Source organism: Microbacterium sp. MMO-113, assembly GCF_037148555.1.
GTDB lineage: Bacteria > Actinomycetota > Actinomycetes > Actinomycetales > Microbacteriaceae > Microbacterium.
Genome location: NZ_JBBCTD010000003.1, coordinates 285,960 through 307,653, shown reverse-complemented (window position 1 = coordinate 307,653; position 21,694 = coordinate 285,960). Strand labels below are relative to the sequence as shown.

Here is a 21,694-nt window from a genome sequence, read left to right as displayed (position 1 = left end):
CAATAGTGGCCGCGGTCGCCTTCGCCGGTCTGCTCGTGGCGATCATGCGCTCGGACGAGGTGCGGGGAATCCTCACGGGCCTCGTCCGTCGAGCTCTGACTGTCTCATGACGGGCGGCGTACCCGATGCCGATGCGCCCCCGGCGCACTGGCGGTGGCGTGGTGACCGTGGCGCCGTCGCGGCGGAGCTCGCCCTGGCCCTGCCGGCCATCGTGCTGGTGCTGCTGCTCGGGGCGGGTGCTCTCGTGGCGGCGTCGAGGCAGGTCGCGCTGCAGGATGCGGCCGCCGACGCCGCGCGGCTGCTCGGCCGCGGCGAGGACCCGGCGGCGGCAGCCCGGGTCGTCCACGAGGCGATCCCTGGCGCCGGTGCCGCGTTCGCCCCTGCGGGCGACCTCGTGTGCGCCACGGCGACGCTCCGGCTCTCCCTCGGAGCGGTCGTCAGCGTCCCGCTGCGCGCCTCGAGCTGTGCGCTGGACGGGGGCCGCTGATGGCGGGCTCGGCGCTCGCGGCCGCGCTCCTCGTGGTGAGCGCCACGCTGTCCGTCGGTCTTGCGGCGGTGGGCGGCGCGGCGGTCACGGCACAGCGGGCGGCGGGCGCTGCCGACGCCGCCGCGCTCGCCGCCGCGGATGCCGCGAGCGGCGCGGTGCCGACGGCGGACGAGCCGTGTGCGCTGGCCGCCAGGGTCGCCGCGGCGAGCGGGGCGGCCCTGACGAGCTGTTCGCTGCAAGGGTATGTGGCGACCGTGTCGGTGGAGGCGGCGTACGCTGGACTCGCTGCCGTCTCCCGCGCTCGTGCCGGGCCACCCGAGGAACCATGACGGCGGCTCTACCCCTCGCCCGCTGTGAACGACCCCTGATAGCGGTGTGTATGGTGTGCTTCGAAGAAAGGACGCCCCTTGGCTGAAGGCAAGAAGCTCGTCATCGTCGAGTCCCCGACGAAGATGCGGTCTATTCAGGGATACCTCGGCGACGGTTACGAGGTGCTCAGCTCTGTCGGGCACATCCGCGACCTCGCCGACAAGAAGGACATCCCAGCCGAGGACAAGAAGGCGTACGGCAAGTACTCCATCGACATCGACAACGGCTTCGACCCCTACTACGTGGTCTCGGACCGCAAGACCAAGACGGTCGCCGAGCTCAAGCGCGCGCTCAAGCACGCCGATGAGGTCCTGCTCGCCACTGATGAGGACCGCGAGGGCGAGGCGATCGCCTGGCACCTGCTGGAGACGCTCAAGCCCAAGGTGCCGGTCAAGCGCATGGTCTTCCACGAGATCACCAAGGACGCGATCCAGGCCGCCGTCGGCAACACCCGTGAACTCGACCACGCCCTCGTCGACGCGCAGGAGACCCGGCGCATCCTCGACCGCCTCTACGGGTGGGATGTCTCGCCCGTGCTCTGGTACAAGGTCAAGACCGGGATCTCGGCCGGCCGGGTGCAGTCCGCCGCAACCCGCCTGATCGTCGACCGCGAGCGTGAGCGCATGGCGTTCGTCTCTGCGGAGTACTGGGACGTCGACGCCGACGCGGCCGCGACCGGTACGTCCTTCCGCATCCGCCTGGTGCGCGTGGACGGCGGCCAGCTCGCCCGAGGCTCCGACTTCGACGACACCGGAAAGCTCAAGAAGGCGGTCGTCGTCCTCGACGAGGCGAGGGCGGCCGCCCTCGCGCGCGCCGTGGATGCCGCCGGGGCGGGAACCGTCACCAAGGTCGAGGCCAAGCCGGGAACCCGCAGCCCCTATGCGCCCTTCACGACCTCCACCATGCAGCAGGAGGCGGGCCGCAAGCTCTCGATGAGCGCGAAGCAGGCGATGAGCGTCGCCCAGCGCCTCTATGAGAAGGGCTACATCACCTATATGCGTACCGACTCCACGGCGCTGAGCACCCAGGCGGTGCAAGCGGCCCGGAGTCAGGCCGTGGCTCTCTACGGCGACAACGCGGTGCCCCTCAAGCCGCGCGTCTACAAGTCGAAGAGCAAGAACGCGCAGGAGGCGCACGAGGCGATCCGCCCCTCGGGGGAGAACTTCCGCACACCGTCCTCGCTGTCCGGCGAGCTCGACCGCGAGGAGCAGCGGCTGTACGACCTCATCTGGAAGCGCACCGTCGCCAGCCAGATGTCGGACGCCAAGTACGAGACGACGACCGTCACCATCGCGGTCGAGGCGGACGGGCAGACGGCGGAGTTCACCGCCTCGGGCACGGTCTACACCTTCAAGGGGTTCCTGGAGGCCTACGAAGAGGGCCGCGACGAGAAGCGCAGCGACGCCGACGCCGCGGAGAATCAGTCCCTCCCCGCGGTCTCCGTCGGAGACGAGCTGGCGGTGTCCGCCGCAGAGGCGAAGGGGCACCGCACCACGCCGAAGCCGCGCTACACCGAGGCCTCGCTGGTGAAGGTGCTCGAGGAGAAGGGCATCGGCCGTCCCTCGACCTTCGCCACCATCCCGGAGACCATCCTCGATCGCGGGTACGCGGTCAAGCGCGGCCAGGCCCTCGTTCCGACGTGGCTCGCGTTCAGCGTGGTGCGTCTGCTCGAAGAGCACTTCGCCGAGCTCGTCGACTACGACTTCACGGCGGCGCTCGAAGACGACCTCGACACCATCGCACGCGGCGAGCAGAACCGCGTGGAATGGCTGAAGTCGTTTTATTTCGGCTCCGACTCGCACGTGGGTCTCCGCCAGGTCGTCGACAACCTCGGGGAGATCGACGCCCGGGCGCTGAACTCGACGCGGATCACCGATACCGCGACCCTCCGGTTCGGCAAGTACGGCCCCTACCTCGAGGTGACGGACCCGAAGGATCCGGAGGCCAAGCCGCGCATCGTCAACGTCCCCGAAGATCTCGCGCCTGACGAGCTCACGGCGGAGAAGGCCCAGGAGCTCATCGATGCGCCGGTCGCCGGCGACCGTGTCCTCGGGGTGAACCCGGACAACGGCAAGGTCGTCGTCGTCAAGGACGGACGCTTCGGCCCCTACGTGCAGGAGAACGATCCGGTCTCCGACGATGCCGCCGTCGATGAGGCCACCGGTGAGGTCGTCGAGGCCCCTAAGCCCAAGCGCGGCGCGAAGAAGGAAGCGGCGCCCAAGCCCCGCACCGCCTCGCTGTTCCGCTCGATGTCGGTGGACACGATCGATCTCGATACCGCGCTGCAGCTGCTGAGCCTGCCGCGTGTCGTCGGCGTCGACCCGGAGACGGGGGACGAGATCACCGCGCAGAACGGCCGCTTCGGTCCCTACCTGAAGAAGGGTGCCGACTCCCGGTCGCTGGAGAGCGAGTCGCAGATCTTCGACGTCACGCTCGAACAGGCGCTGGAGATCTACCAGCAGCCCAAGTACGGCGCCCGGCGGGCGTCGAGCGCGCTGGCCGAGTTCGAAGCCGACCCGGTGAGCGGCAAGCCCATCCGCGTGCGCGACGGCCGCTTCGGGCCGTACGTCACCGACGGCGAGACGAACGTCACCATCCCGCGGGGACAGACCCCGGACGACATCACGTTCGAGATCGCCGTGCAGATGCTCGCGGACAAGCGCGCCAAGGGTCCGGCGCCCAAGCGGGGAGCGGCGAAGAAGGCTCCCGCGAAGAAGGCTCCGGCCAAGAAGTCCCCGGCCAAGAAGTCCCCGGCCAAGGCCTCCACGGCGAAGAAGTCCTCGACGGCGAAGGCGTCGACCACGTCGGCAGCCCGCTCGGCGGCGGCCAAGAAGGCGGCGGCGACCCGGGCCGCGAACGCGGCGGCGAAGGCGGCAGAGAAGGCGGACTCGTGACCGCAGGCCCCGGCTTCTGGATCACGCTGGAGGGCGGGGACGGCTCCGGGAAGACGACCCAGTCGAACCTCCTCGCCATCTGGCTGGAGCAGAGCGGTCGAACGGTCGTGCGCACCCGGGAGCCGGGTGGCTCCGAGGTCGGGCAGCTCATCCGCGACATCGTGCTCCACCACCGCGGCGACATCGCACCGCGCGCGGAGGCGCTGCTCTACGCCGCCGACCGCGCGCACCACGTCGCGACGGTGGTGCGCCCCGCGCTCGCTCGCGGCGAGATCGTGCTGCAGGACCGCTATCTCGACTCCTCGGTGGCGTACCAGGGCGCCGGACGCGTCCTCGATGCCGCGGAGATTCGCGATCTGTCGCTGTGGGCGGCCGAGGGGGCGCTTCCGGATCTCACCGTGCTCCTCGATCTCGATCCGGCCATGGCGCGCACGCGCCTCGACTCGGCCGACAAGCCGTTCGATCGGCTGGAGGCCGAGAAGGAGGCCTTCCACGCCCGTGTGCGCGACGCCTATCTCGAACTGGCCCGCGCGGAGCCTGCCCGGTTCCTCGTGATCGACGCTGCGGCGTCGCCCGAGCGCATCGCCGAGCGCATCCGCGCCCGCGTCTCCGCACTGTTCGACTGATCCTTCATCGGGGGCCTCGTCCGTTGGGAGGCCCAGTCCCCGGCGGGTGGTGGGAGCGTCGGCGGTCGCGATTAGGCTGAGTGCATGCCCTCGACCCTCGCCCCGCCGTTTCCCTGGGCCGACGTCTGGGGGCAGGAGGCCGCCGTCGAGACGCTGCGCGCCGCCGCGTCCGATCCCGCCGCGCTCTCGCACGCCTGGCTGATCACGGGCCCTCCGGGCTCCGGACGCTCGACCCTCGCCTACGCCTTCGCCGCCGCGCTCATCGCCGAGGGGCCCGATGACGAGGCCACGATGCGGCAGGTCCTCGCCGGCACGCACCCCGATGTGACGGCGCTGCGCACTGACAAGGTGATCATCACCATCGCCGAGGCGCGGGCCCTCGTCGAACGCTCCTACTTCGCGCCCTCTGCCGGGCGCTACCGGGTCATCGTCGTCGAGGACGCCGACCGGATGGTCGAGCGCACCTCGAACGTGCTGCTCAAGGCGCTGGAGGAGCCGCCGGAGCAGACCGTCTGGATCCTCTGCGCGCCCAGTGAGGCCGACCTCCTCCCGACCATCCGGTCACGCGTGCGGTCGCTCCGACTCCGCGAACCCGACGTGGCGGACGTGTCCCGCCTCATCAGCCTCCGCACGGGCGTGGACGAGGCCGTCGCCGAGCAGGCCGCCCGCCACGCGCAGCGCCACATCGGCATGGCCCAGCGTCTCGCCACCGACGATGCCGCACGCCGCCGCCGCGACGAGACGCTCCGTGCCGTGATCGGGGTGCGCGGCGTCAACGACGCGGTCGAGGTCGCCGGGCGCATCATCCAGGCGGCGACGGAAGACGCCAAGGCGCTCACCGCCGAGCGGGACGCGGCGGAACGCGCCGCTCTCCTGCGCACCGTCGGGGTCGCCGAGGGGCAGGCGGTGCCTCCGGCGCTGCGTGCTCAGGTGTCGGCGCTGGAGGACGACCAGAAGAAACGGGCGACGCGGAGTCTGCGGGACGGCATCGACCGGGTCCTCACCGACCTGCAGTCGCTCTTCCGCGATGTCGTGATGCTGCAGTACGGTCGCGGTGACGATCTCATCAACCGCGAACTGCACACCGAGGTGGCCGGCCTCGCCGCCGCCTGGAGTGTGGAGCGCACGCTGGTCGTGCTCGACCACCTGGCCGAGACCCGTGAGGCGCTGGAGCGCAACGTCGCCCCGCTGCTCGCACTCGAGAGTTTGCTCGTGACCGTCACGAGCGGGAGGAAACCGTGAAGACTCGATCCCTGTCCCGCTTCCGTCGCACCGCGGCGATCGTCGCCGGTCTCGCCGCGGCTTCGGTCGCGCTCTCCGGCTGCCTGTACGCCATGATCCCGGAGCAGTCCTCGAAGCCGGCCGTGGAGAAGACGCCGGACACCGAGGGCGTCGCGGAAGATCTGCTGCCGTTCTACTCCCAGGGGCTGGACTGGACCGACTGCGGTCAGGGCTTCGACTGCACGACCGTCACCGCGCCGCTCGACTGGGAAGACCCGAGCGCGGGAGAGATCGAGCTCGCCGTGGTGCGGCACCGCGCCGAGGGCGAGGCGATCGGCTCGCTGCTCACGAACCCCGGCGGCCCCGGTTCCAGCGGCGTCGACCTCATCCAGGGCAGCCTCGACTACGCGGTCGGTCCGGCGCTCATCGAGAACTACGACGTCATCGGCTTCGATCCCCGGGGGGTGGGCGCCTCCACCGCGGTCACCTGCTACGACGCGAAGGAGATGGACGGGTACCTCTACGGCATCCCCTCCGCGCCGCGGGGCACCCCGGAGTGGGAGTCCGAGCTGCTCGACTCGGCCCGCGCCTTCGGTGAGGCGTGCGACGCCAACAGCGAGGGGATCCTGCCGTACATCACCACGGTCAACGCCGCCCGCGACATGGACCTCCTCCGTGCCGTCCTGGGCGACAAGGAGCTCAACTACCTCGGGTACTCGTACGGCACGTTCCTCGGGGCGACCTACGCCAAGCTCTACCCGGAGAAGGCCGGACGGCTCGTGCTCGATGGAGCGATCGATCCCTCCGTCCCCGGCCTCGAGGTCGGTGCTACGCAGGCACTCGGCTTCGAGTCGGCGCTGCGGGCCTACATGCAGAACTGCCTCGACTCCGGCTCGTGCCCGTTTAACGGCACGGTGGACGAGGCGATGGCCGATCTCGGCGCCCTGCTCGCGAGCGCGGATCGCACGCCCTTGAAGAACGGCGACGGCCGGCTCATGGGCGCCGACGCCCTGATGACGGCGATCATCGCGGCGCTGTACTCGGAGGACAGCTGGGAGATCCTCACCCAGGCCCTGGACGAGGCGCTGCAGGGGGACCCGTCGACGGCCTTCCGCCTGGCCGACTACTACAACGGCCGGGAGAACGGCACCTACATCGACAACTCGACTGAGGCCTTCCGCGCGTACAACTGCATGGACTACCCGGTCGAGGACGACCCCGCGGCCGAGGCGGCCACCGAGAAGAAGATCGCGGACGGGGCGCCGACCATCGCGCCGTACTGGTCCGGACCGGACCCGTGCGAGGTGTGGCCGTATCCGCCCACCGGCACCCGCGAGAAGATCACCGCGGAAGGCGCGGGTCCCATCGTCGTCGTCGGCACCACCAACGATCCTGCGACCCCGTACGAGTGGTCGGAGTCGCTCGCCGACCAGCTCTCCGAGGGTGTCCTCATCACCCGCGTGGGCGAGGGCCACACCGGTTACAACAAGGGCAACGTCTGCGTCGACGAGGCGGTGGAGGCGTTTCTCCTCGAAGACGTGGTGCCGGAAGACGGCCTGCGCTGCGAGTGATCGCGCCTCGATTCGCGAGCGAGCGCGAGACAGGGTAATATCGGTGATCGCGCCGCTCACGCGTCGCACGCCGCTTTAGCTCAGTCGGCAGAGCATTTCACTCGTAATGAAAAGGTCGTCAGTTCGATTCTGACAAGCGGCTCAGGAAAACCCCCGGAACCCTCGTGGTCCCGGGGGTTTCCTCGTCTCCGGGCTCGGCCGCGGGGCGTACGCTCGGAGCATGAGCAGAGCGCTTCTCATCGTCGACGTGCAGAACGACTTCACCGAGGGCGGCGCCCTCGCGGTCCCGGGCGGTGACGCGGTGGCCGCCGCCGTCTCCGCCTACCTCGCGTCCCACGCCGACGACTACGAGGTCGTCGTGGCCTCCCGCGACTGGCACGATGCCGACGGCGACAACGGCGGCCACTTCTCCGCCACTCCCGACTACACCGACTCCTGGCCGGTGCACTGCGTCGCCGGCACCGCGGGAGCGGAGTACGATCCGCTGTTCGTGACCGACCGCGTCACCCACCACGTGCGCAAGGGCCAGGGCCGTCCGGCCTACTCGATGTTCGCGGGGGTGACCGACCACGGGGCGACCGTCGCCGCGGTGCTGAGCGCGGCCGGCGTCGTCACGGCGGATATCGTCGGCATCGCCACGGACCACTGCGTCCGTGCCTCCGCACTCGATGCGATCGCGCACGGCGTCCGTGTCCGCGTCCTCACCGACCTGGTCGCCGGAGTCGCGCCCGAACCCAGTGCCGCGGCCCTCGCCGAGCTCGCGCACGCCGGTGCCGAGCTCCTCGAGAGCGCGAAGGCGTGAGTAGCAGCGTCCTCCTCCTCCGCGCGGTCAACGTCAGCGGCCGCAACAGCGTGCCGATGATGCGGCTGCGCGAGCTGCTCGTCGCCGAGACCGACCTGGGTGACGTCTCGACCTACATCGCGAGCGGCAACATCCTCTGCGCGACGCCGCGAGAACCCGCGGCGGCTTGCGCGACGGTCCGGGCGCTCATCGCGGCGGAGTTCGGTGTCGACACGCCGGTCATCCATCGCACGCACGCCGAGCTCGCCGAGTCCGAGGCGGCCCAGCCCTTCCCGGAGGGAGAGCTGAAGCTCGTGCACGCGATGTTCCTCGAGGGTGAGCCCGCCGCGGGCGCCCTCGAAGCTCTGCACGAGCGCCTGGTGCCAGGGGAGCGTCTCGCTCTGGTCGGACACGATCTGTGGATCGATTACGCCCCCGGCGGGGTGCACACGACCAAGCTCACGAAAGCCGTGCTGGACCGGGCGCTCGGGGTTCCCGGCACGGCGCGCAACCTGCGCACGGTGCGGAAGCTCATCGCGCTGACGGCGTGACCACGGCGCGGCTCAGCGCGGTCGGCGGCATCTCGGCACGCGGGGCGAGGTCGACCCGGCGGGAGTCGCAGCCCGCGCACCGGACGTACAGCACGACGCCCTCGCTGGTGGGATGGCGAGACTCGACCAGCCAGGCGTGCTCGTGGGTGTCGGCGGCGGAGGCGAGCCGGGGGATCGGGAGGGTGTCGGAGGAGGTCATGGGACCAGCGTGATGTAATGGTCTTATGCATCTCAACCCTTACGGTGAATACGCGGTGCTCCTCGCGGCCTCCCTCGCGAACGACTGGCCGGCCGATCGCGCGGGCATCGAGGAGCGGTCGCTCGCGCTCGGGATGACGCAGACGTTTCCGCCGGCCCCCGACGATCACGCGCAGGTGCGCGCCGTGATCGACGACTGGCTGGCCATGGTGGATGAGGAGGACCCCGATGCGCGGGCCGCCCTGCTCAACGATCAGCTCGCCACCGCGGGTGCCTATCCGCGGCTCACCAATCACGATGACGAGGGCTGGCACCTGCACTACCGGGACGACGTGCGCTCGCTGCCCTTCGTGCTGCGCGCGATCATCAACCTCGGCACAGCGCTGCACCTCGTGACCCGGGGGATGAACCGACTCGGGCGCTGCGACGCGCCGCCGTGCACCAACGTCGTCGCGGACGTGACGCGCAACGGCCGCCAGCGGTTCTGCTCCGTGAGGTGCGCGAACCGGGCGGCCGTGCGGCGCCATCGGGCGCGCGTCAGCTGAGGGTCAGGCGGTCTGCCCTGCGTGCTTGCCCTCGCCGATCTCCTCGACGAGCTTGGCGTTGAACGCCGGGAGGTCGTCCGGGGTGCGGCTCGACACGAGCCCCTCGTCGACCACGACCTCCTCGTCCACCCAGCTCGCCCCGGCGTTGCGGAGGTCGGTCTTCAGGCTCGGATAGCTCGTGATCGTCCGGCCGTCCACGACACCGGCCTCGATGAGGATCCAGGCGCCGTGGCAGATGACGCCTACGGGCTTGTGCTGCTCGAAGAACGCTCGGGCCAGGTCGATGGAGGCCTGATCCATGCGGAGGTGATCCGCGTTCACGACGCCGCCAGGCAGCACGAGCGCGTCGAACTGGTCGGCGGAGGCGTCGGCGGCCTTGAGGTCGACAGCCTGCTCGTGGCCGTTCTTGCCGGTGATCGCCGCTCCGTCCGGGGCGATGAGGGTGGCGCTGGCGCCCTCCGTGGTCACCGCCTCCCAAGGGCTCGTGAGCTCGCTGTCCTCGAAGCCGTCCGTCGCCAGGAATGCCACGCGGTTTCCGGTGAGAGTCATGGTCCGTCCTTTCGGTGGGAAGTCGCCCTGTTCCGGGGACTCCTCGACCCTCTCGCAGGGCTCCGGGCGTCGCCAGGGGGTGGCCAGCCGTGGACGACGGTGATACAGAGCGGCCGCGCTGGAGGGAATGGCAGCGGCGACTCGATACCATCCAGACATGCGCCTCCGCCCTGCTCTCCTCCTCCTGCCGGTGCTGGTCGTCCTCGCCGGGTGCACGCCGGCTCCGGACCCGACGCCGACCGTGACCTCCACCCCCTCGGAGACGCCGTCGTCCTCGCCCGTCCCGACCACGGCCCCGACGCCCACGGAGTCGTCGTCGCCGCCGGCTGCCGGCGCCTTCGCGAAGGGGCAGCTCGTCTCCCTCTGCACCGAGAAGATCCGTACGATCTCGCCGAACGCCACGTTCTTCGCCGACATGGCGACCACCGAGTGGCTGGAACAGTCGGCGGTGTGGTTCGTGGCCGTCCCGGAGACGATCGACGGTCAGGACAACGTCGCCGTCTGCGGTATCGGGGGGAGCCCCGAGGCCCCGGACTTCGTGCTGCACGGCGAGACCCTGCCGGACGGTGTCGCCGGGATCCGCGACGACCTGCTCGCCGGGGACGTCGGCGGCGACGACTGAGGATGCGGTGGGCCCCGTGGGGCTCGAACCCACGACCCGCGGATTAAAAGTCCGATGCTCTGCCAACTGAGCTAGAGGCCCGTGCTCCCAGTCTAGGGGGCGCACGACGAGGGGCCGTCGGCGCCACAGCCGCCGACGGCCCCTTCACCTGCCCCGTGTCCCTCCTGACAACAGGGGAGGCCGTGTGCCGGTCGGGTCGCCGGCACCATCCCTGGCTTACTCAGCCGGGGGCATCAGGACCGAGTCGATGAGGTACACGGTCGCGTTCGCGGTCTGCACGCCGCCGCAGATGACGTTGGCGTCGTTGACCATCCACTCGTCACCGCTGCCGGTGACCTCCAGGTCGGCGCCCTGGACGGTGGTGTGCGTGCCCTCGATGTCGGACGGCTCGATCTGGCCGGGGACCACGTGGTACGTGAGGATCGAGGTCAGCAGGTCGCTGTCGGTCTTCAGCGTCTCGATGGTCGCGGGGTCGATCTTCGCGAAGGCGTCGTCGACCGGGGCGAACACGGTGAACTCGTCGCCGTTGAGCGTGTCGACGAGGTTCACGTCGGGGTTCAGCTCACCGCTGACCGCCGATACGAGCGTCGTCAGCATGGGGTTGTTCGAGGCGGCGACCGCCACCGGGTCCTGGGACATGCCCTGGATGGAACCGGCGCCGTCCGGGACCTCTTCCGCGTAGGCCGCACAGCCGGGACCGACGAGGTTCGCGGCGGGGTCCATCTCCATCGGCGTCGACTCCGACGACTCCGGGGTCGTCGGCTCCGACGACTCCTCCGTGCTCGTTCCGCTGCCCATGGAACATGCCGAGAGCAGGAATGCGCTCGCCAGACCCAGGGTGACTGCTGCGGTGACCTTCTTCTTGGTGCTGAACATGTCGAGCTCCTTCGAAACTCCGGCCACGGCCTCTCCGTGGCGTCGAGGGCTGTTCGGAAGCGTCCCCGGATCGGATGGGAAGAATTTCGAGATTCTCCGAAATCGGATCCGATCCAATCCGCTCCGGGGGGTCGGCGCGAACAGCCCCCGACAGAGACGAGGACCTCATGGACCTGATCATCATCGGCCTGCTCGGCGGGCTCATCACCGGCATCTCGCCGTGCATCCTGCCCGTACTCCCGGTGATCTTCCTCACCGGCGGCGCCCAGTCGGCGTCCTACGAGGGGGAGGCGGTGCCGGCGAAGCGCAGCCGCCCCTACTTCGTCATCGCCGGCCTCGTGCTGAGCTTCACGCTCGTGACGCTCGCCGGGTCGCTCCTGCTGGGCTTGCTGAACCTGCCGCAGGACATCATCCGCTGGGTCGGCATCGCGGTGCTGGTCGTCATCGGGGTGGGACTCATCGTGCCGCGGTTCCAGCACATCCTGGAGCGGCCGTTCCAGCGCTTCGGACAGCGCGAGGTGAAGAACCGCGGCAACGGCTTCGGCGTCGGCCTCGCTCTCGGGGCCGTGTTCGTCCCGTGCGCGGGCCCGGTCCTCGCGGCCATCATCGTCGCCGGCTCCACGGGGCAGATCGGCGTGGGCACCGTGCTGCTCACCGTCTCGTTCGCGATCGGCGTCGCCGTGCCCCTGCTGGTCTTCGCGCTCGCGGGTCGCAGCGTCATCGAGCGTATCCGCGCCTTCCGGACCAAGGAGCGTGCGCTGCGGATCGCCGCCGGTGTCGCGATGATCGCGCTCGCCGTGGGTCTCGTCTTCAACGTGCCCCAGGCGCTGCAGCGGCTGCTGCCGGACTACACCGCACCGCTGCAGGAGCAGATCGCCGACTCCGAGCAGGTGCAGGATGCCCTCGACCTCGGCGGCCTGGTCAACGACGAGAACAAAGACCTCGACAAGTGCACGAACGGCGCGACCGAGCTGGAGTCGTGCGGGACGGCGCCGTCCATCAAGGGGATCCAGCAGTGGCTCAACACCCCGGACGGGGAGGCGATCGATCTGAAGGACCTGCGCGGACAGGTGGTCCTCATCGACTTCTGGGCGTACTCCTGCATCAACTGCCAGCGTTCCATCCCGCACGTCGTGGCCTGGGATGAGACCTACCGGGACGCCGGGCTGCAGGTGATCGGCGTCCACTCGCCCGAGTACGCGTTCGAGAAGGATCCGGGGAACGTCGCGGCGGGCGCCCGCGACTTCGGCATCGAGTACCCCGTCGCCCTCGACAACACCCTCTCGACCTGGACCAACTACCGCAACCGGTACTGGCCCGCGCACTACCTCATCGACGCGGAGGGGACCGTCCGCCACATCTCCTTCGGCGAGGGCAACTACGCCGCGACGGAGGCGATGATCCGGGAACTGCTGCAGGATGCCGACCCCGACGTCGAGCTGCCCGCCGCCACGGACGTGAAGGACGAGACCCCCGAGGTGGGAGCCACGACCCGGGAGACCTTCCTCGGATCCTCGAAGGATGTCAACTACGGCGGTGGCGACGAGTACCGCCGCGGCGAGGGCAGCTTCCGCTTCCCCGATGACCAGCCCGACGACAGCTTCGCGCTGGACGGCGATTGGACCGTGGACACGCAGTACGTGACACCGACCGCTGACGACGCGCGGATCCGGTTGCAGTACCGGGCGGCCGAGGTGCGCATGGTCGTCGCGGGGTCGGGCGAGGTGGTGGTGACCGACGCCGACGGGAACGCGCAGACGATCCGGATCGACGGGACGCCACGCTCCTACGGCCTGCTCGAGCAGGACGACATCGCGAAGGGCGCGTTCACGCTCGAGGTCCCCACCGGCGTCGAGGTGTATTCGTTCACATTCGGGTGACGTCTGCACGGGAAGAGGGAGGAGATACGGCATGCTTATGGAGATGGTCATCGATGGGATGGACGTCCCCGAGGACGGGGCGGCGCCGCAGGATGCTGTCGCCGACCTCCTCGTCCGCGTCGCCTCCGGTGATCAGGCTGCCTTCGCGGCGCTGTACGACTCCCTCTCCTCCCGCGTGTTCGGCCTCATCCTCCGCGTGCTCGTGAACCGCGCGCAGAGCGAGGAAGTGCTCCAGGAGGTCTTCCTCGAGATCTGGCAATCCGCTTCCCGGTTCGCTCCGAACAAGGGACAGGGACGAACCTGGGTGATGACCATCGCGCATCGCCGGGCCGTGGATCGGGTGCGGGCTTCGCAGTCGAGTGCGGACCGGGACGTGCGCGCGGGCTTCAAGGACCTCGGCGTCGCGCACGACAGCGTGGCGGAACGGGTCGAGTTGGGGATCGAAGGAGAGCGGGTCGTGGCGGCGCTGACCGGGCTTCCGGAGGCGCAGCGGGAGGCGCTCGTCCTCGCCTACTACGGCGGTTACAGTCAGAACGAGATCGCGGCGCTCGTGGGAGCGCCACTCGGAACGATCAAGACACGGATGAGAGACGGGCTGGCCCGGCTCCGCACGGCGATGGGGGTGACGGCATGAACGAGAAGGACTTCGCAGAACTCGCGGCAGGTGCCGCGCTCCACGCGCTGTCGGCGGACGACGAGCGCCGGTACCGCCGTGCCCTCGCCGAGCACCCGGAGTGGGCGGCGCAGGACGACACCGACACCGAGACGGCCGCTGTCCTCGCCGACGGCGTGGCTCCGGTCGCTCCGCCCGCCGGCATCCGTGCGGCTCTGCTCGCGCAGATCGCCCAGACTCCGCAGAGCGATGCCTCCGAGCCCGCCCCCGCCTCCGAGCCAGACGGACCCGCGGACGAGAGCCCTGCCTCCGGCGCCGCCTCTCCCGGCCCGGCTCGCCGCTGGACCCGGCTCGCGTTCGCGCTCGCCGCGTGCCTCGCACTCCTCGTGGGCGTCGGGATCGGTGCGGTGGCTCTGAACGATCAGCTGAACAGGCCGGAGAGCGTCGTCGCGCTGCAGGAGATCGAGTCCGCGGGCGACGCGCAGAAGGCGACGGTCGAGCTCGACGACGGCGCGACGGCGACGGCGCACTGGTCGGGTTCGGTCGGCAAGGCCGTGCTCGTCACGGACGGATTGCCCGAGGTGGCGGACGGCAAGACCTACGAGCTGTGGTTCGTGCGCGGGGAGGATCCCATCGCCGCCGGTGTGTTCGACGTCGACGACGGAGAGGCCACGGCGCTCCTCGAGGGCGAGATGCAGGCCGGCGACGCCATCGCGGTCACGGTCGAGCAGGAGGGCGGATCGCCGTCCGGGCTCCCCACGACCGACCCGGTGATCGTCATCCCGACGGCCTGAGCGCGGGAGGCGGGGCGTACCCTGGAGGGATGCCCGAGCAGCACCATCGCCCCGTGCGCCGTCCGACGAGCGCCTTCGACAACATCGTCGGCGCCCATGATCCCGCCGAGGAGACGCGTGTCGCACACGCCACGGCCTCCGCGCTGCTGACCCGCGTCCGCGAGGACGAGAGCGGGGCGAGCGTCGAGCGGCTGATCGCCTTCACGAGCGAGCACGGCATCGACGAGATCGCGGAGCTGTGGTCCAAGGCGCCGTCGCGCACTCTCCCCGGGTCGCTGTGGCGGCTGTACGTGCTCCAGCTCGCGATCCACGGCGATCCGCGCACCGCCGCCCTGCTCTACGACCGGGGACGGGTCGAGCTGCCGTCGGCCGATGCCGTGGTCGCCGGGGCGCCGGTGCCGGCGAGCCCGGACGAGCTCGTGGCGCTCATCGACACGATCCTGCGCGGCGCCTTCCGCGGCGACTTCGCCGTGGCACTGGAGCGCGCGGCGGCGTTCTGCCGGGTCCAGGCCTCGGGGGCGACGCACACCGCCGACGACTACGAGCCCACGGAGCCCGCCCGGGCGAGCGAGCTCACCACGCGGGCGCTGCGGCTGAGCAGCTATGCCCAGGACCTCGCGGCGTCGGCAGTTCTGTGGCGCACCGGAGCCCTGGCCTGAGTCCGAGCGGGGCGGAACAGCGTCCGGACAGAGAAAGACCGGGCCGCAAGAACGCCTCTCGGCGGAAGGCCGCTCGCAGCGGCGAAAATTGGAGCCCGGGGTTATGCGGCCCGGCCACTCCAGTGTAACGCGAGGACGCGGTGGGTATTCCCGGCGGCCTAGGCTCGTGACATGACCCGTCGCTTCGCCCTCATGATCGATCCCGTCGCCGCCGACGAGCAGCGTGCCGACTATGCCGACACGTTCACGCAGGTGGACGCCGCGGCCCCCGCCCTCAGCGTCGGCGAGCTGAGCACGCAGCGCGGCGACGGTGTGTTCGAGTCCATCGGGGTCGTCGACGGACATGCGCAGGAGGTCGTCCCGCATCTGGAACGCCTTGCGCACTCGGCGCGACTCTGCGACCTCCCGGTGCCGAACCAGGAGCAGTGGCGGCAGGCGATCCAGCAGGCCGCCGCACAGCTCGGGGCGGGGGAGTCGGTCATCAAGCTGATCCTCAGTCGCGGCGTCGAGCACGGGCCGACGCCCACCGCCTGGGTCACGGCGGCTCCGGCGGCGGACTTCGCCGCGGTACGGCGGAACGGCGTCAAGGTCGTGACCCTCGACCGCGGATACGACCTCGGCGCCGCAGAACGGGCACCCTGGCTGCTGCTCGGAGCCAAGACGCTGTCCTACGCCGTCAACATGGCGGCCCTGCGCGAGGCCAAGCGCCGCGGAGCCGACGACGCGATCTTCCTGTCGAGCGACGGCTTCGTGCTGGAGGCTCCGACGGCCTCGCTCATCCTGCGCTTCGACGACCGTTTCACGACGCCGGCCCCGAACGGCGGGATCCTGCACGGCACCACGCAGCTCAGCGTCTACGACCACCTCCTCGCGCGCGGCTTCGAGGTCGGGTACGACCGCATCCCCGCCGCCGATCTGACGCGGGCCGACGCCGCATGGCTCGTGTCGAGCGTGCGTCTCGCCACCGCCATCACCGCGATCGACGGCACGCCGGTGCCCGTCGACACCGCCCTCACGGACGACCTCAACGCCTACCTCCTCTCCCCGCGCGACTGAGCCTCCGGGGTCCCCGGGCACGACTTCGGAGATGCCGGACGACACGCCGTGGCCCCGGCCCCGACACCGGCGTGTCGTCGACGGTCTCCGAAGCTGTGCACGGCACAGGGGTGACCGGGTCAGGGACGGCGACGCATGGTCTCGACGATGGCGCGCTCGACGAGGGGCCAGTCGTGGAGGACCATCGCGTCGTCGAGTCTCGATGATGAGCCAGTCATCGATGAGGAGGTCCACCCGGCCCGTCCCGACCACGCCGACCTGTGTCCGCACGCGCCACCCGTGGCGCCGGATCCGCAGCCGCACCAAGGATTCCAGGCCGCTGTCGGCGTCGGCCCGCGAGAAGGCGATGAGGTCGCGCCCCTCGGGCCCGAGCCGGTCACCGAGTCGGCGCAGCCCGACCGCATCGATGAGTCCGAGCCGCCGGGCGGACTCCAGAGCGACGAAGAACGCCTCCGGCCCTCGGCAGCCGTAGATCTGCCGGAGCACGAGGGGCACCCCCGGCTGCTCGAAGGCACTGCTCGACCTCGCGGCATCCCAGTGCGTCACGCAGTCGCAGTCCTCGTGCGGATACTGATGACGGTCGTGGTGCATCCAGACGTGCAGAGCCGGCTCGTCGAGAACCCAGATCCCGAGGTGCCGGGCGGCGGACTCACAGCCGAGGACCCCGCCGTGAGTGGCGGCGGTCACGACCTCCACGCACGCAGCGGCGGTCGCGTAGATCCCGCGCCGCACCCGGACGAGGGTACCGTCGCGCATCTGACGCTCGATCTGCCGTCGTCGGTGCCGGGCGCGGAGCGCGGCATACGTCCACACCTGCGTCCCTCGCCCCGTGCACATCCCGCCATCATTCGCGCCGCCGCGGCCTCTCCGCCCGGTCTCGACCTCAGAGTCCGCCCTCTGTGGACGATCCGCCTCATGGCCCCGTCGGTGCAGGACTCACGACCCGTGCACGGCTTCGGAGACCGAAGGGGACGCGCCGCGGCCCTGGAGCGGGTGCCGGCGTGTCGCGCGGTACATCCGAAGTTGTGCCCGGGCGGAGGGGGAGGGGACGGACGCGCTCGAAGACCGAAGGGTGTGCGGGTCAGCCGAAGCGGCCGGAGACGTAGTCCTCGGTCGCCTGCACCGACGGGGTCGTGAAGATGTTCGTGGTGTCGTCGTACTCGATGAGCTTGCCGGGCTTGCCGGTGCCGGCGATGTTGAAGAACGCGGTCTTGTCGGAGACCCGGCTCGCCTGCTGCATGTTGTGCGTCACGATCACGATCGTGAACTCGTTCTTGAGCTCGCCGATCAGCTCCTCGATCGCGTAGGTCGAGATCGGGTCGAGGGCGGAGCACGGCTCGTCCATCAGCAGCACCTCAGGGGAGACGGCGATCGCGCGGGCGATGCAGAGACGCTGCTGCTGGCCGCCCGAGAGCCCGGAGCCTGGACGGTCGAGGCGGTCCTTGACCTCGTTCCACAGGTTCGCGCCGGTGAGGGACTTCTCGACGAGGTCGTCCTGCTCGCTCTTCGACATCCGCTTGTTGTTGAGCTTCACACCCGCGAGGACGTTCTCCTTGATCGACATCGTGGGGAACGGGTTAGGGCGCTGGAACACCATGCCGACCTGGCGACGCACGAGCACCGGGTCGACGCCGGCGCCGTAGAGGTCCTTGCCGTCGAGCAGCACCTCACCCTCCACGCGGGCACCGGGGATCACCTCGTGCATGCGGTTGAGGGTGCGGAGGAAGGTCGACTTGCCGCAGCCGGACGGGCCGATGAAGGCCGTGACGCTGCGCGGCTGGATGTCGAGGGAGACGCCTTCGACCGCGAGGAAGTTGCCGTAGTAGACGTTGAGGTCGTTGACTTCGATGCTCTTGGACACGTGGATTCCTATTCTGGGTGGTCGGGGCCTCAGCGGCCGTTGACCTTCGGGGCGAACAGCTTCGCGATCAGGCGGGCGAGCAGGTTCAGCACCATGACGATGAGGATGAGGGTGAGGGCGGCGGCCCAGGCGCGCGCGACGGCGGCGTCCGGGCTCGTGCCCTGGTTCATGTACTGGTTGTAGGCGAACACCGGGAGGGTCATCATCTGACCGTCGAAGATGTTCGTGTTGAGGCTCTGCGTGAAGCCGGCGGTGAGCAGCAGCGGGGCCGTCTCGCCGATCACGCGGGAGATGGCGAGCATGACGGAGGTCATGATGCCGGCGATCGAGGTGGGCAGGACGACCTTGAGGATCGTGAGCCACTTCGGCACGCCCAGGGCGTAGGAGGCCTCGCGCAGCTCGTTCGGGACGATCCGGAGCAGCTCCTCGCTGCCGCGGACGACGACCGGCGTCATCAGCACGGCGAGGGCGAGCGCGCCCATGAAGCCCATCGAGATGCCGGGGCGGATCAGGAGGGCGAACACCGCGTAGATGAACAGACCCGCGACGATCGAGGGGATGCCCGTCATCACGTCGACGAAGAACGTGATGGCCTTGGCGATCTTGCCGCGACCGTACTCGACGAGGTAGATCGAGGTCATCAGACCGACCGGCACCGAGATGATCGTGGCCGTCAGCGTGATGAGGACCGTGCCCCAGATGGCGTGCACGATACCGCCGCCGTCACCGACGACATTGCGCATCGAGTAGGTGAAGAACTCGGCGTCGAAGCGCTCGAGGCCGTTCGCCACCACGGTCCACAGCAGGGAGATCAGCGGCAGCAGGGCGATGAGGAAGGCCGTGGCGACGAGGGCCGTCATCAGGCGGTCGACGGCCTTGCGACGGCTCTCGGCGATGGACGAGATCACCGTGATGATCACCATGTAGAGCAGGATGCCGACGATGACGGTGCCCGCGATGTTGAAGTCGGCGAGCGGGGTGTCGGAGCCGGCGGCGGCGACACCGAACACCGCGGCGGACACGACGAAGGAGACGCCGAGGAGGGCCCACGGAGCCCACTTCGGCAGGCGGCCGGAGGTGAGCGCGGTGGTGCTCGCGGCGGGCGGAGCGCTGGTGAGGGCGGTCATGTCAGTTCGCTCCCGAGAACTCGGCGCGGCGGGCCACGATCCAGCGCGCCAGCGCGTTGACCGCGAAGGTCACGACGAAGAGGATGAGCCCGGTCGCGATCAGCGTGTTCACGCCGGTGCCGTGCGCCTCCGGGAAGGCGAGCGCGATGTTCGCGGGGATCGGCGTGGGGTTCGTGGCGGTGAGCACGAGGAAGCTGACGACCGCCGAGGGGGAGAGCACCATCGTCACGGCCATCGTCTCGCCGAGCGCGCGGCCGAGGGCGAGCATTGCCGCCGACACCATGCCGCCGCGGGCGAAGGGGAGGACGGCCATGCGGACCATCTCCCAGCGCGTGGACCCGAGGGCGAGGGCCGCCTCCTCGTGGAGCTTGGGGGTCTGCAGGAAGACCTCGCGGCAGATCGCGGTCATGATCGGGATGCACATCACAGCGAGGACGAGCGCGGCGGTGAGGATCGTCTTGCCCGTCGCGGAGACCTGGCCGCCGAAGAACGGCACCCACGAGGCGTTCTCGTTGAGCCATACGTAGATCGGCTGGAGCATGGGGGCGAGCACGAGGCCGCCCCAGAGTCCGAACACCACGGAGGGGACTGCGGCGAGCAGGTCGATGATGTAGCCGAGGAACGACGCGAGCCGTCGGTGGGCGTAGTGAGAGATGAAGAGCGCGATGCCGATGGCGATGGGGGCCGCGATCAGCAGGGCGATGAACGAGGCCCAGAGGGTGCCGAAGACGAGCGGCCACACGTACACCCAGAAAGACTCGCCCCGGAGGATGTGGTTGTCGGCGGTGTCGAGCTGGAAGGCCGGCAGGCTCTGGATGATGAGGAAGGCCGCGACGAGCGCCAGCACGACCAGGATGATGATGCCGGCCGCCAGCGCGGTACCGGAGAAGACCCGGTCGCCGAGGCGCTGCTTGGCCTTGATCGGTGTGGGCGGCGCCGGTGTCGGTGCCGGTGCCGTTGTCGGCTCCTGCGCGGTCGTGCTCATGATCTCCCTGTTTCGGGCCGGGTGGAGATGGATCGGGTGCTGACCTGGCGGAGCCCCCGCGCCCGCTCGGGGACGCGGGGGCACCGTCGTCAGTGGATCGGCAGGATCAGCCGACCTGGATGAGGTCGATCGCGGCCTGGACCTGCTCGCGCAGGCCGTCCGAGATCGGGGCGCTGCCGGCGTTCTCGGCGGCGGCGTCCTGGCCCTCGGCGCTCGCGATGTACGTGAAGTACTCCTTCACGAGCTCCGCGACGTTGCTGTCCTCGTACTGCTCGCAGCCGATGAGGTAGCTGACCAGGGCGATCGGGTAGGCGCCGTCCGCAGCAGCGGCCGGGTCGACGTCGAAGACGAGGTCGCCCTCACCGCGGCCCTCGGCGAGCGGCGAGCCCTCGACGAGCTTCGCGGCGGCCTCGGCCGAGTAGGAGACGAAGTCCTCGCCGACGCCCACGGCGACCTGGCCGAGGCCGTCCGCCTGGGACGCGTCGAGGAAGCCGATTGCGCCGTTGCCGGCGGTGAGGGCCTGCTTCACACCGGAGGTGCCCTGCGCGGCCTCGCCACCCTGGATCGGCCACTCGTCGGAGACCTCGTAGGTCCAGACGTCGGGGGCCGTCGCGCTGAGGTACTTGGCGAAGGTCTCCTGAGTGCCCGAGGGGTCGGAGCGGTGCACGGGCGAGATCGCCAGGTCGGGGAGCTCGACGCCGTCGTTCAGGGCGGCGATGGCCTCGTCGTTCCAGTTGGTGATCGTGCCGGCGAAGATGCCCGCGATCGTGGCGGCGTCGAGGTTCAGCGTGTCGATGCCCTCGAGGTTGAAGGCGACGGCGACGGGGGAGATGTAGAGGGGGACCTCGACGATGTCGTCGGTGGTGCAGGCGCCGAAGCCGCCGGCGGCGATCTCCTCGTCGTTGAACGCGCGGTCGGATCCGATGAAGTTGCTGCCGCCCTCGAGGAAGTTCTCGCGGCCGGTGCCGGAGCCGGTGGGCTCGTAGTTGACCGTCACGTCGGGGTGGGCGGTCTGGAAGGCGGCGACCCAGGCCTCCTGGGCTGCGGTCTGCGAGGACGCGCCGGTCGCGTCGATCGTGCCGGAGAGCGTGGACTCCGAGGGCTCTTCGCTGGAGCCGCCGGCTCCGCCTTCGTTCGCGGCACAGCCGGCGAGGGCGAGAGCGGCGACGGCGCCGATGGCGCCGATTCGTGCGATTCGGGAGATCTTCACTGTGGATCCTTCGATCTTGGAGGGGTGGGGCCCGGTGCAGGGCACACAGTGACGCTAGGGGCGACGGTTAACGAGACTCTCCCGCGCAGGTGAACGGCAGGTGAACGGCCGGCGACTCTCTGGAGCCGGCCCCCCGTCACCGCGCGCCCTTTTGAATCGCCCACTTTGCGCCATTTCGAGCACAGATGCAGCGAAGTGCGCGACTCGAACGACGGGAAG

Annotated in this window: 22 protein-coding genes, 2 tRNA genes and 1 pseudogene; 17 read left to right on the top strand and 8 right to left on the bottom strand. The window is 70.1% G+C overall.

Translation table 11 applies throughout. The annotated features are described in order from the left end of the window. Positions 1-5: 5 nt before the first annotated feature. From WFJ36_RS12090 to WFJ36_RS12045, 10 genes and pseudogenes are all read left to right on the top strand, one after another. Positions 6-110 (top strand): annotated as a pseudogene (locus WFJ36_RS12090) (DUF4244 domain-containing protein); the annotation flags it as partial. Then, positions 107-487, top strand: coding sequence for a TadE family type IV pilus minor pilin (locus WFJ36_RS12085; RefSeq protein ID WP_292788324.1), 381 nt, complete (start codon positions 107-109; stop codon positions 485-487). The pseudogene WFJ36_RS12090 and the gene WFJ36_RS12085, both read left to right, overlap by 4 nt. Further along, complete coding sequence (locus WFJ36_RS12080) at positions 487-816, top strand: Rv3654c family TadE-like protein (RefSeq protein WP_071328867.1); 330 nt, start codon at positions 487-489, stop codon at positions 814-816. The genes WFJ36_RS12085 and WFJ36_RS12080 overlap by 1 nt, the downstream gene beginning before the upstream one ends. 78 nt (positions 817-894) lie before the next feature. Then, positions 895-3,750 (top strand): type I DNA topoisomerase, encoded by a 2,856-nt coding sequence (gene topA, locus WFJ36_RS12075; protein WP_336643350.1) that lies wholly within the window; start codon positions 895-897, stop codon positions 3,748-3,750. Continuing rightward, entirely contained in the window at positions 3,747-4,376 is a 630-nt protein-coding gene (tmk, locus tag WFJ36_RS12070) for a dTMP kinase (protein ID WP_292788327.1), read from the top strand. The genes topA and tmk overlap by 4 nt, the downstream gene beginning before the upstream one ends. A gap of 84 nt (positions 4,377-4,460) precedes the next feature. Next, positions 4,461-5,618 (top strand): DNA polymerase III subunit delta', encoded by a 1,158-nt coding sequence (locus WFJ36_RS12065; protein WP_071328864.1) that lies wholly within the window; start codon positions 4,461-4,463, stop codon positions 5,616-5,618. Further along, entirely contained in the window at positions 5,615-7,168 is a 1,554-nt protein-coding gene (locus tag WFJ36_RS12060; RefSeq protein WP_071328863.1) for an alpha/beta hydrolase, read from the top strand. The genes WFJ36_RS12065 and WFJ36_RS12060 overlap by 4 nt, the downstream gene beginning before the upstream one ends. Positions 7,169-7,237: 69 nt before the next feature. Further along, positions 7,238-7,310: transfer RNA gene (locus WFJ36_RS12055), tRNA-Thr, on the top strand. A 78-nt stretch (positions 7,311-7,388) separates the two neighbouring features. After that, positions 7,389-7,970 (top strand): isochorismatase family protein, encoded by a 582-nt coding sequence (locus tag WFJ36_RS12050; protein WP_336643349.1) that lies wholly within the window; start codon positions 7,389-7,391, stop codon positions 7,968-7,970. Then, the gene (locus WFJ36_RS12045; RefSeq protein ID WP_071328861.1) at positions 7,967-8,500 is read left to right on the top strand and encodes a DUF1697 domain-containing protein; all 534 of its coding nucleotides are present in this window, start codon (positions 7,967-7,969) and stop codon (positions 8,498-8,500) included. Before WFJ36_RS12050 ends, WFJ36_RS12045 begins: the two co-directional genes overlap by 4 nt. On the opposite strand, the gene WFJ36_RS12040 is transcribed toward WFJ36_RS12045, so the two are convergent. Beyond that, a complete protein-coding gene (locus WFJ36_RS12040; protein ID WP_336643348.1) occupies positions 8,481-8,699 on the bottom strand; it encodes a hypothetical protein in 219 nt (72 codons plus the stop codon). The genes WFJ36_RS12045 and WFJ36_RS12040 overlap by 20 nt on opposite strands. A 25-nt stretch (positions 8,700-8,724) precedes the next feature. Here WFJ36_RS12040 and WFJ36_RS12035 point away from each other — a divergent pair, with 25 nt between their 5' ends. After that, positions 8,725-9,243 (top strand): CGNR zinc finger domain-containing protein, encoded by a 519-nt coding sequence (locus tag WFJ36_RS12035; protein ID WP_336643347.1) that lies wholly within the window; start codon positions 8,725-8,727, stop codon positions 9,241-9,243. Positions 9,244-9,246: 3 nt separating this feature from the next. Here the strand turns inward: WFJ36_RS12035 and WFJ36_RS12030 are convergent, their stop codons facing one another. Next, entirely contained in the window at positions 9,247-9,792 is a 546-nt protein-coding gene (locus WFJ36_RS12030; protein WP_025104283.1) for a type 1 glutamine amidotransferase domain-containing protein, read from the bottom strand. A gap of 157 nt (positions 9,793-9,949) precedes the next feature. On the opposite strand from WFJ36_RS12030, the gene WFJ36_RS12025 reads away from it, so the two are divergent. After that, positions 9,950-10,414, top strand: a complete 465-nt coding sequence (locus WFJ36_RS12025) for a hypothetical protein (protein ID WP_292788341.1) — start codon at positions 9,950-9,952, stop codon at positions 10,412-10,414. A gap of 8 nt (positions 10,415-10,422) precedes the next feature. On the opposite strand, the gene WFJ36_RS12020 is transcribed toward WFJ36_RS12025, so the two are convergent. Then, a tRNA-Lys gene (locus tag WFJ36_RS12020) sits at positions 10,423-10,495 on the bottom strand. Between the two features lie 135 nt (positions 10,496-10,630). Further along, positions 10,631-11,290, bottom strand: a complete 660-nt coding sequence (locus WFJ36_RS12015; protein ID WP_071328855.1) for a fasciclin domain-containing protein — start codon at positions 11,288-11,290, stop codon at positions 10,631-10,633. Between the two features lie 167 nt (positions 11,291-11,457). On the opposite strand from WFJ36_RS12015, the gene WFJ36_RS12010 reads away from it, so the two are divergent. The 5 genes from WFJ36_RS12010 to WFJ36_RS11990 all read left to right on the top strand — a co-directional run bounded on the left by WFJ36_RS12010 (position 11,458) and on the right by WFJ36_RS11990 (position 16,292). Continuing rightward, the gene (locus WFJ36_RS12010; RefSeq protein WP_336643346.1) at positions 11,458-13,170 is read left to right on the top strand and encodes a cytochrome c biogenesis protein DipZ; all 1,713 of its coding nucleotides are present in this window, start codon (positions 11,458-11,460) and stop codon (positions 13,168-13,170) included. Between the two features lie 31 nt (positions 13,171-13,201). Next, on the top strand, positions 13,202-13,804 hold the full coding sequence (gene sigK / locus WFJ36_RS12005; RefSeq protein ID WP_292788345.1) for an ECF RNA polymerase sigma factor SigK: 603 nt from the start codon (positions 13,202-13,204) through the stop codon (positions 13,802-13,804). Continuing rightward, complete coding sequence (locus WFJ36_RS12000) at positions 13,801-14,577, top strand: anti-sigma factor (protein WP_336643345.1); 777 nt, start codon at positions 13,801-13,803, stop codon at positions 14,575-14,577. The genes sigK and WFJ36_RS12000 overlap by 4 nt, the downstream gene beginning before the upstream one ends. A 29-nt stretch (positions 14,578-14,606) precedes the next feature. Further along, a complete protein-coding gene (locus WFJ36_RS11995) occupies positions 14,607-15,236 on the top strand; it encodes a DNA-directed RNA polymerase subunit beta (protein ID WP_336643344.1) in 630 nt (209 codons plus the stop codon). 171 nt (positions 15,237-15,407) lie between these two features. After that, positions 15,408-16,292 (top strand): aminodeoxychorismate lyase, encoded by an 885-nt coding sequence (locus WFJ36_RS11990; protein ID WP_292788351.1) that lies wholly within the window; start codon positions 15,408-15,410, stop codon positions 16,290-16,292. A 1,081-nt stretch (positions 16,293-17,373) separates the two neighbouring features. On the opposite strand, the gene pstB is transcribed toward WFJ36_RS11990, so the two are convergent. The 4 genes from pstB to WFJ36_RS11970 all read right to left on the bottom strand — a co-directional run bounded on the left by pstB (position 17,374) and on the right by WFJ36_RS11970 (position 21,475). Further along, a complete protein-coding gene (gene pstB / locus WFJ36_RS11985; protein ID WP_062636281.1) occupies positions 17,374-18,153 on the bottom strand; it encodes a phosphate ABC transporter ATP-binding protein PstB in 780 nt (259 codons plus the stop codon). 29 nt (positions 18,154-18,182) lie between these two features. After that, positions 18,183-19,280, bottom strand: coding sequence for a phosphate ABC transporter permease PstA (gene pstA / locus WFJ36_RS11980; RefSeq protein WP_060923076.1), 1,098 nt, complete (start codon positions 19,278-19,280; stop codon positions 18,183-18,185). 1 nt (position 19,281) lies between these two features. Beyond that, positions 19,282-20,265: a phosphate ABC transporter permease subunit PstC gene (gene pstC, locus WFJ36_RS11975; RefSeq protein WP_336643343.1), complete on the bottom strand. Its 984-nt coding sequence runs from the start codon at positions 20,263-20,265 to the stop codon at positions 19,282-19,284. Positions 20,266-20,371: 106 nt separating this feature from the next. Beyond that, positions 20,372-21,475: a phosphate ABC transporter substrate-binding protein PstS gene (locus WFJ36_RS11970; protein WP_071328848.1), complete on the bottom strand. Its 1,104-nt coding sequence runs from the start codon at positions 21,473-21,475 to the stop codon at positions 20,372-20,374. Between the last annotated feature and the right edge of the window lie 219 nt (positions 21,476-21,694).

Excerpts from the sequence above, each read along its gene's own strand:
- WFJ36_RS12085 (WP_292788324.1), top strand. The coding sequence starts at position 107 with ATGACGGGCGGCGTACCCGATGCCGATGCGCCCCCGGCGCACTGGCGG.
- WFJ36_RS12080 (WP_071328867.1), top strand. The coding sequence starts at position 487 with ATGGCGGGCTCGGCGCTCGCGGCCGCGCTCCTCGTGGTGAGCGCCACG.
- WFJ36_RS12065 (WP_071328864.1), top strand. The coding sequence starts at position 4,461 with ATGCCCTCGACCCTCGCCCCGCCGTTTCCCTGGGCCGACGTCTGGGGG.
- WFJ36_RS12050 (WP_336643349.1), top strand. The coding sequence starts at position 7,389 with ATGAGCAGAGCGCTTCTCATCGTCGACGTGCAGAACGACTTCACCGAG.
- WFJ36_RS12040 (WP_336643348.1), bottom strand. The coding sequence starts at position 8,699 with ATGACCTCCTCCGACACCCTCCCGATCCCCCGGCTCGCCTCCGCCGCC.
- WFJ36_RS12035 (WP_336643347.1), top strand. The coding sequence starts at position 8,725 with ATGCATCTCAACCCTTACGGTGAATACGCGGTGCTCCTCGCGGCCTCC.
- WFJ36_RS12030 (WP_025104283.1), bottom strand. The coding sequence starts at position 9,792 with ATGACTCTCACCGGAAACCGCGTGGCATTCCTGGCGACGGACGGCTTC.
- WFJ36_RS12025 (WP_292788341.1), top strand. The coding sequence starts at position 9,950 with ATGCGCCTCCGCCCTGCTCTCCTCCTCCTGCCGGTGCTGGTCGTCCTC.
- WFJ36_RS12015 (WP_071328855.1), bottom strand. The coding sequence starts at position 11,290 with ATGTTCAGCACCAAGAAGAAGGTCACCGCAGCAGTCACCCTGGGTCTG.
- WFJ36_RS12010 (WP_336643346.1), top strand. The coding sequence starts at position 11,458 with ATGGACCTGATCATCATCGGCCTGCTCGGCGGGCTCATCACCGGCATC.
- sigK (WP_292788345.1), top strand. The coding sequence starts at position 13,202 with ATGCTTATGGAGATGGTCATCGATGGGATGGACGTCCCCGAGGACGGG.
- WFJ36_RS12000 (WP_336643345.1), top strand. The coding sequence starts at position 13,801 with ATGAACGAGAAGGACTTCGCAGAACTCGCGGCAGGTGCCGCGCTCCAC.
- WFJ36_RS11995 (WP_336643344.1), top strand. The coding sequence starts at position 14,607 with ATGCCCGAGCAGCACCATCGCCCCGTGCGCCGTCCGACGAGCGCCTTC.
- WFJ36_RS11990 (WP_292788351.1), top strand. The coding sequence starts at position 15,408 with ATGACCCGTCGCTTCGCCCTCATGATCGATCCCGTCGCCGCCGACGAG.
- pstA (WP_060923076.1), bottom strand. The coding sequence starts at position 19,280 with ATGACCGCCCTCACCAGCGCTCCGCCCGCCGCGAGCACCACCGCGCTC.
- pstC (WP_336643343.1), bottom strand. The coding sequence starts at position 20,265 with ATGAGCACGACCGCGCAGGAGCCGACAACGGCACCGGCACCGACACCG.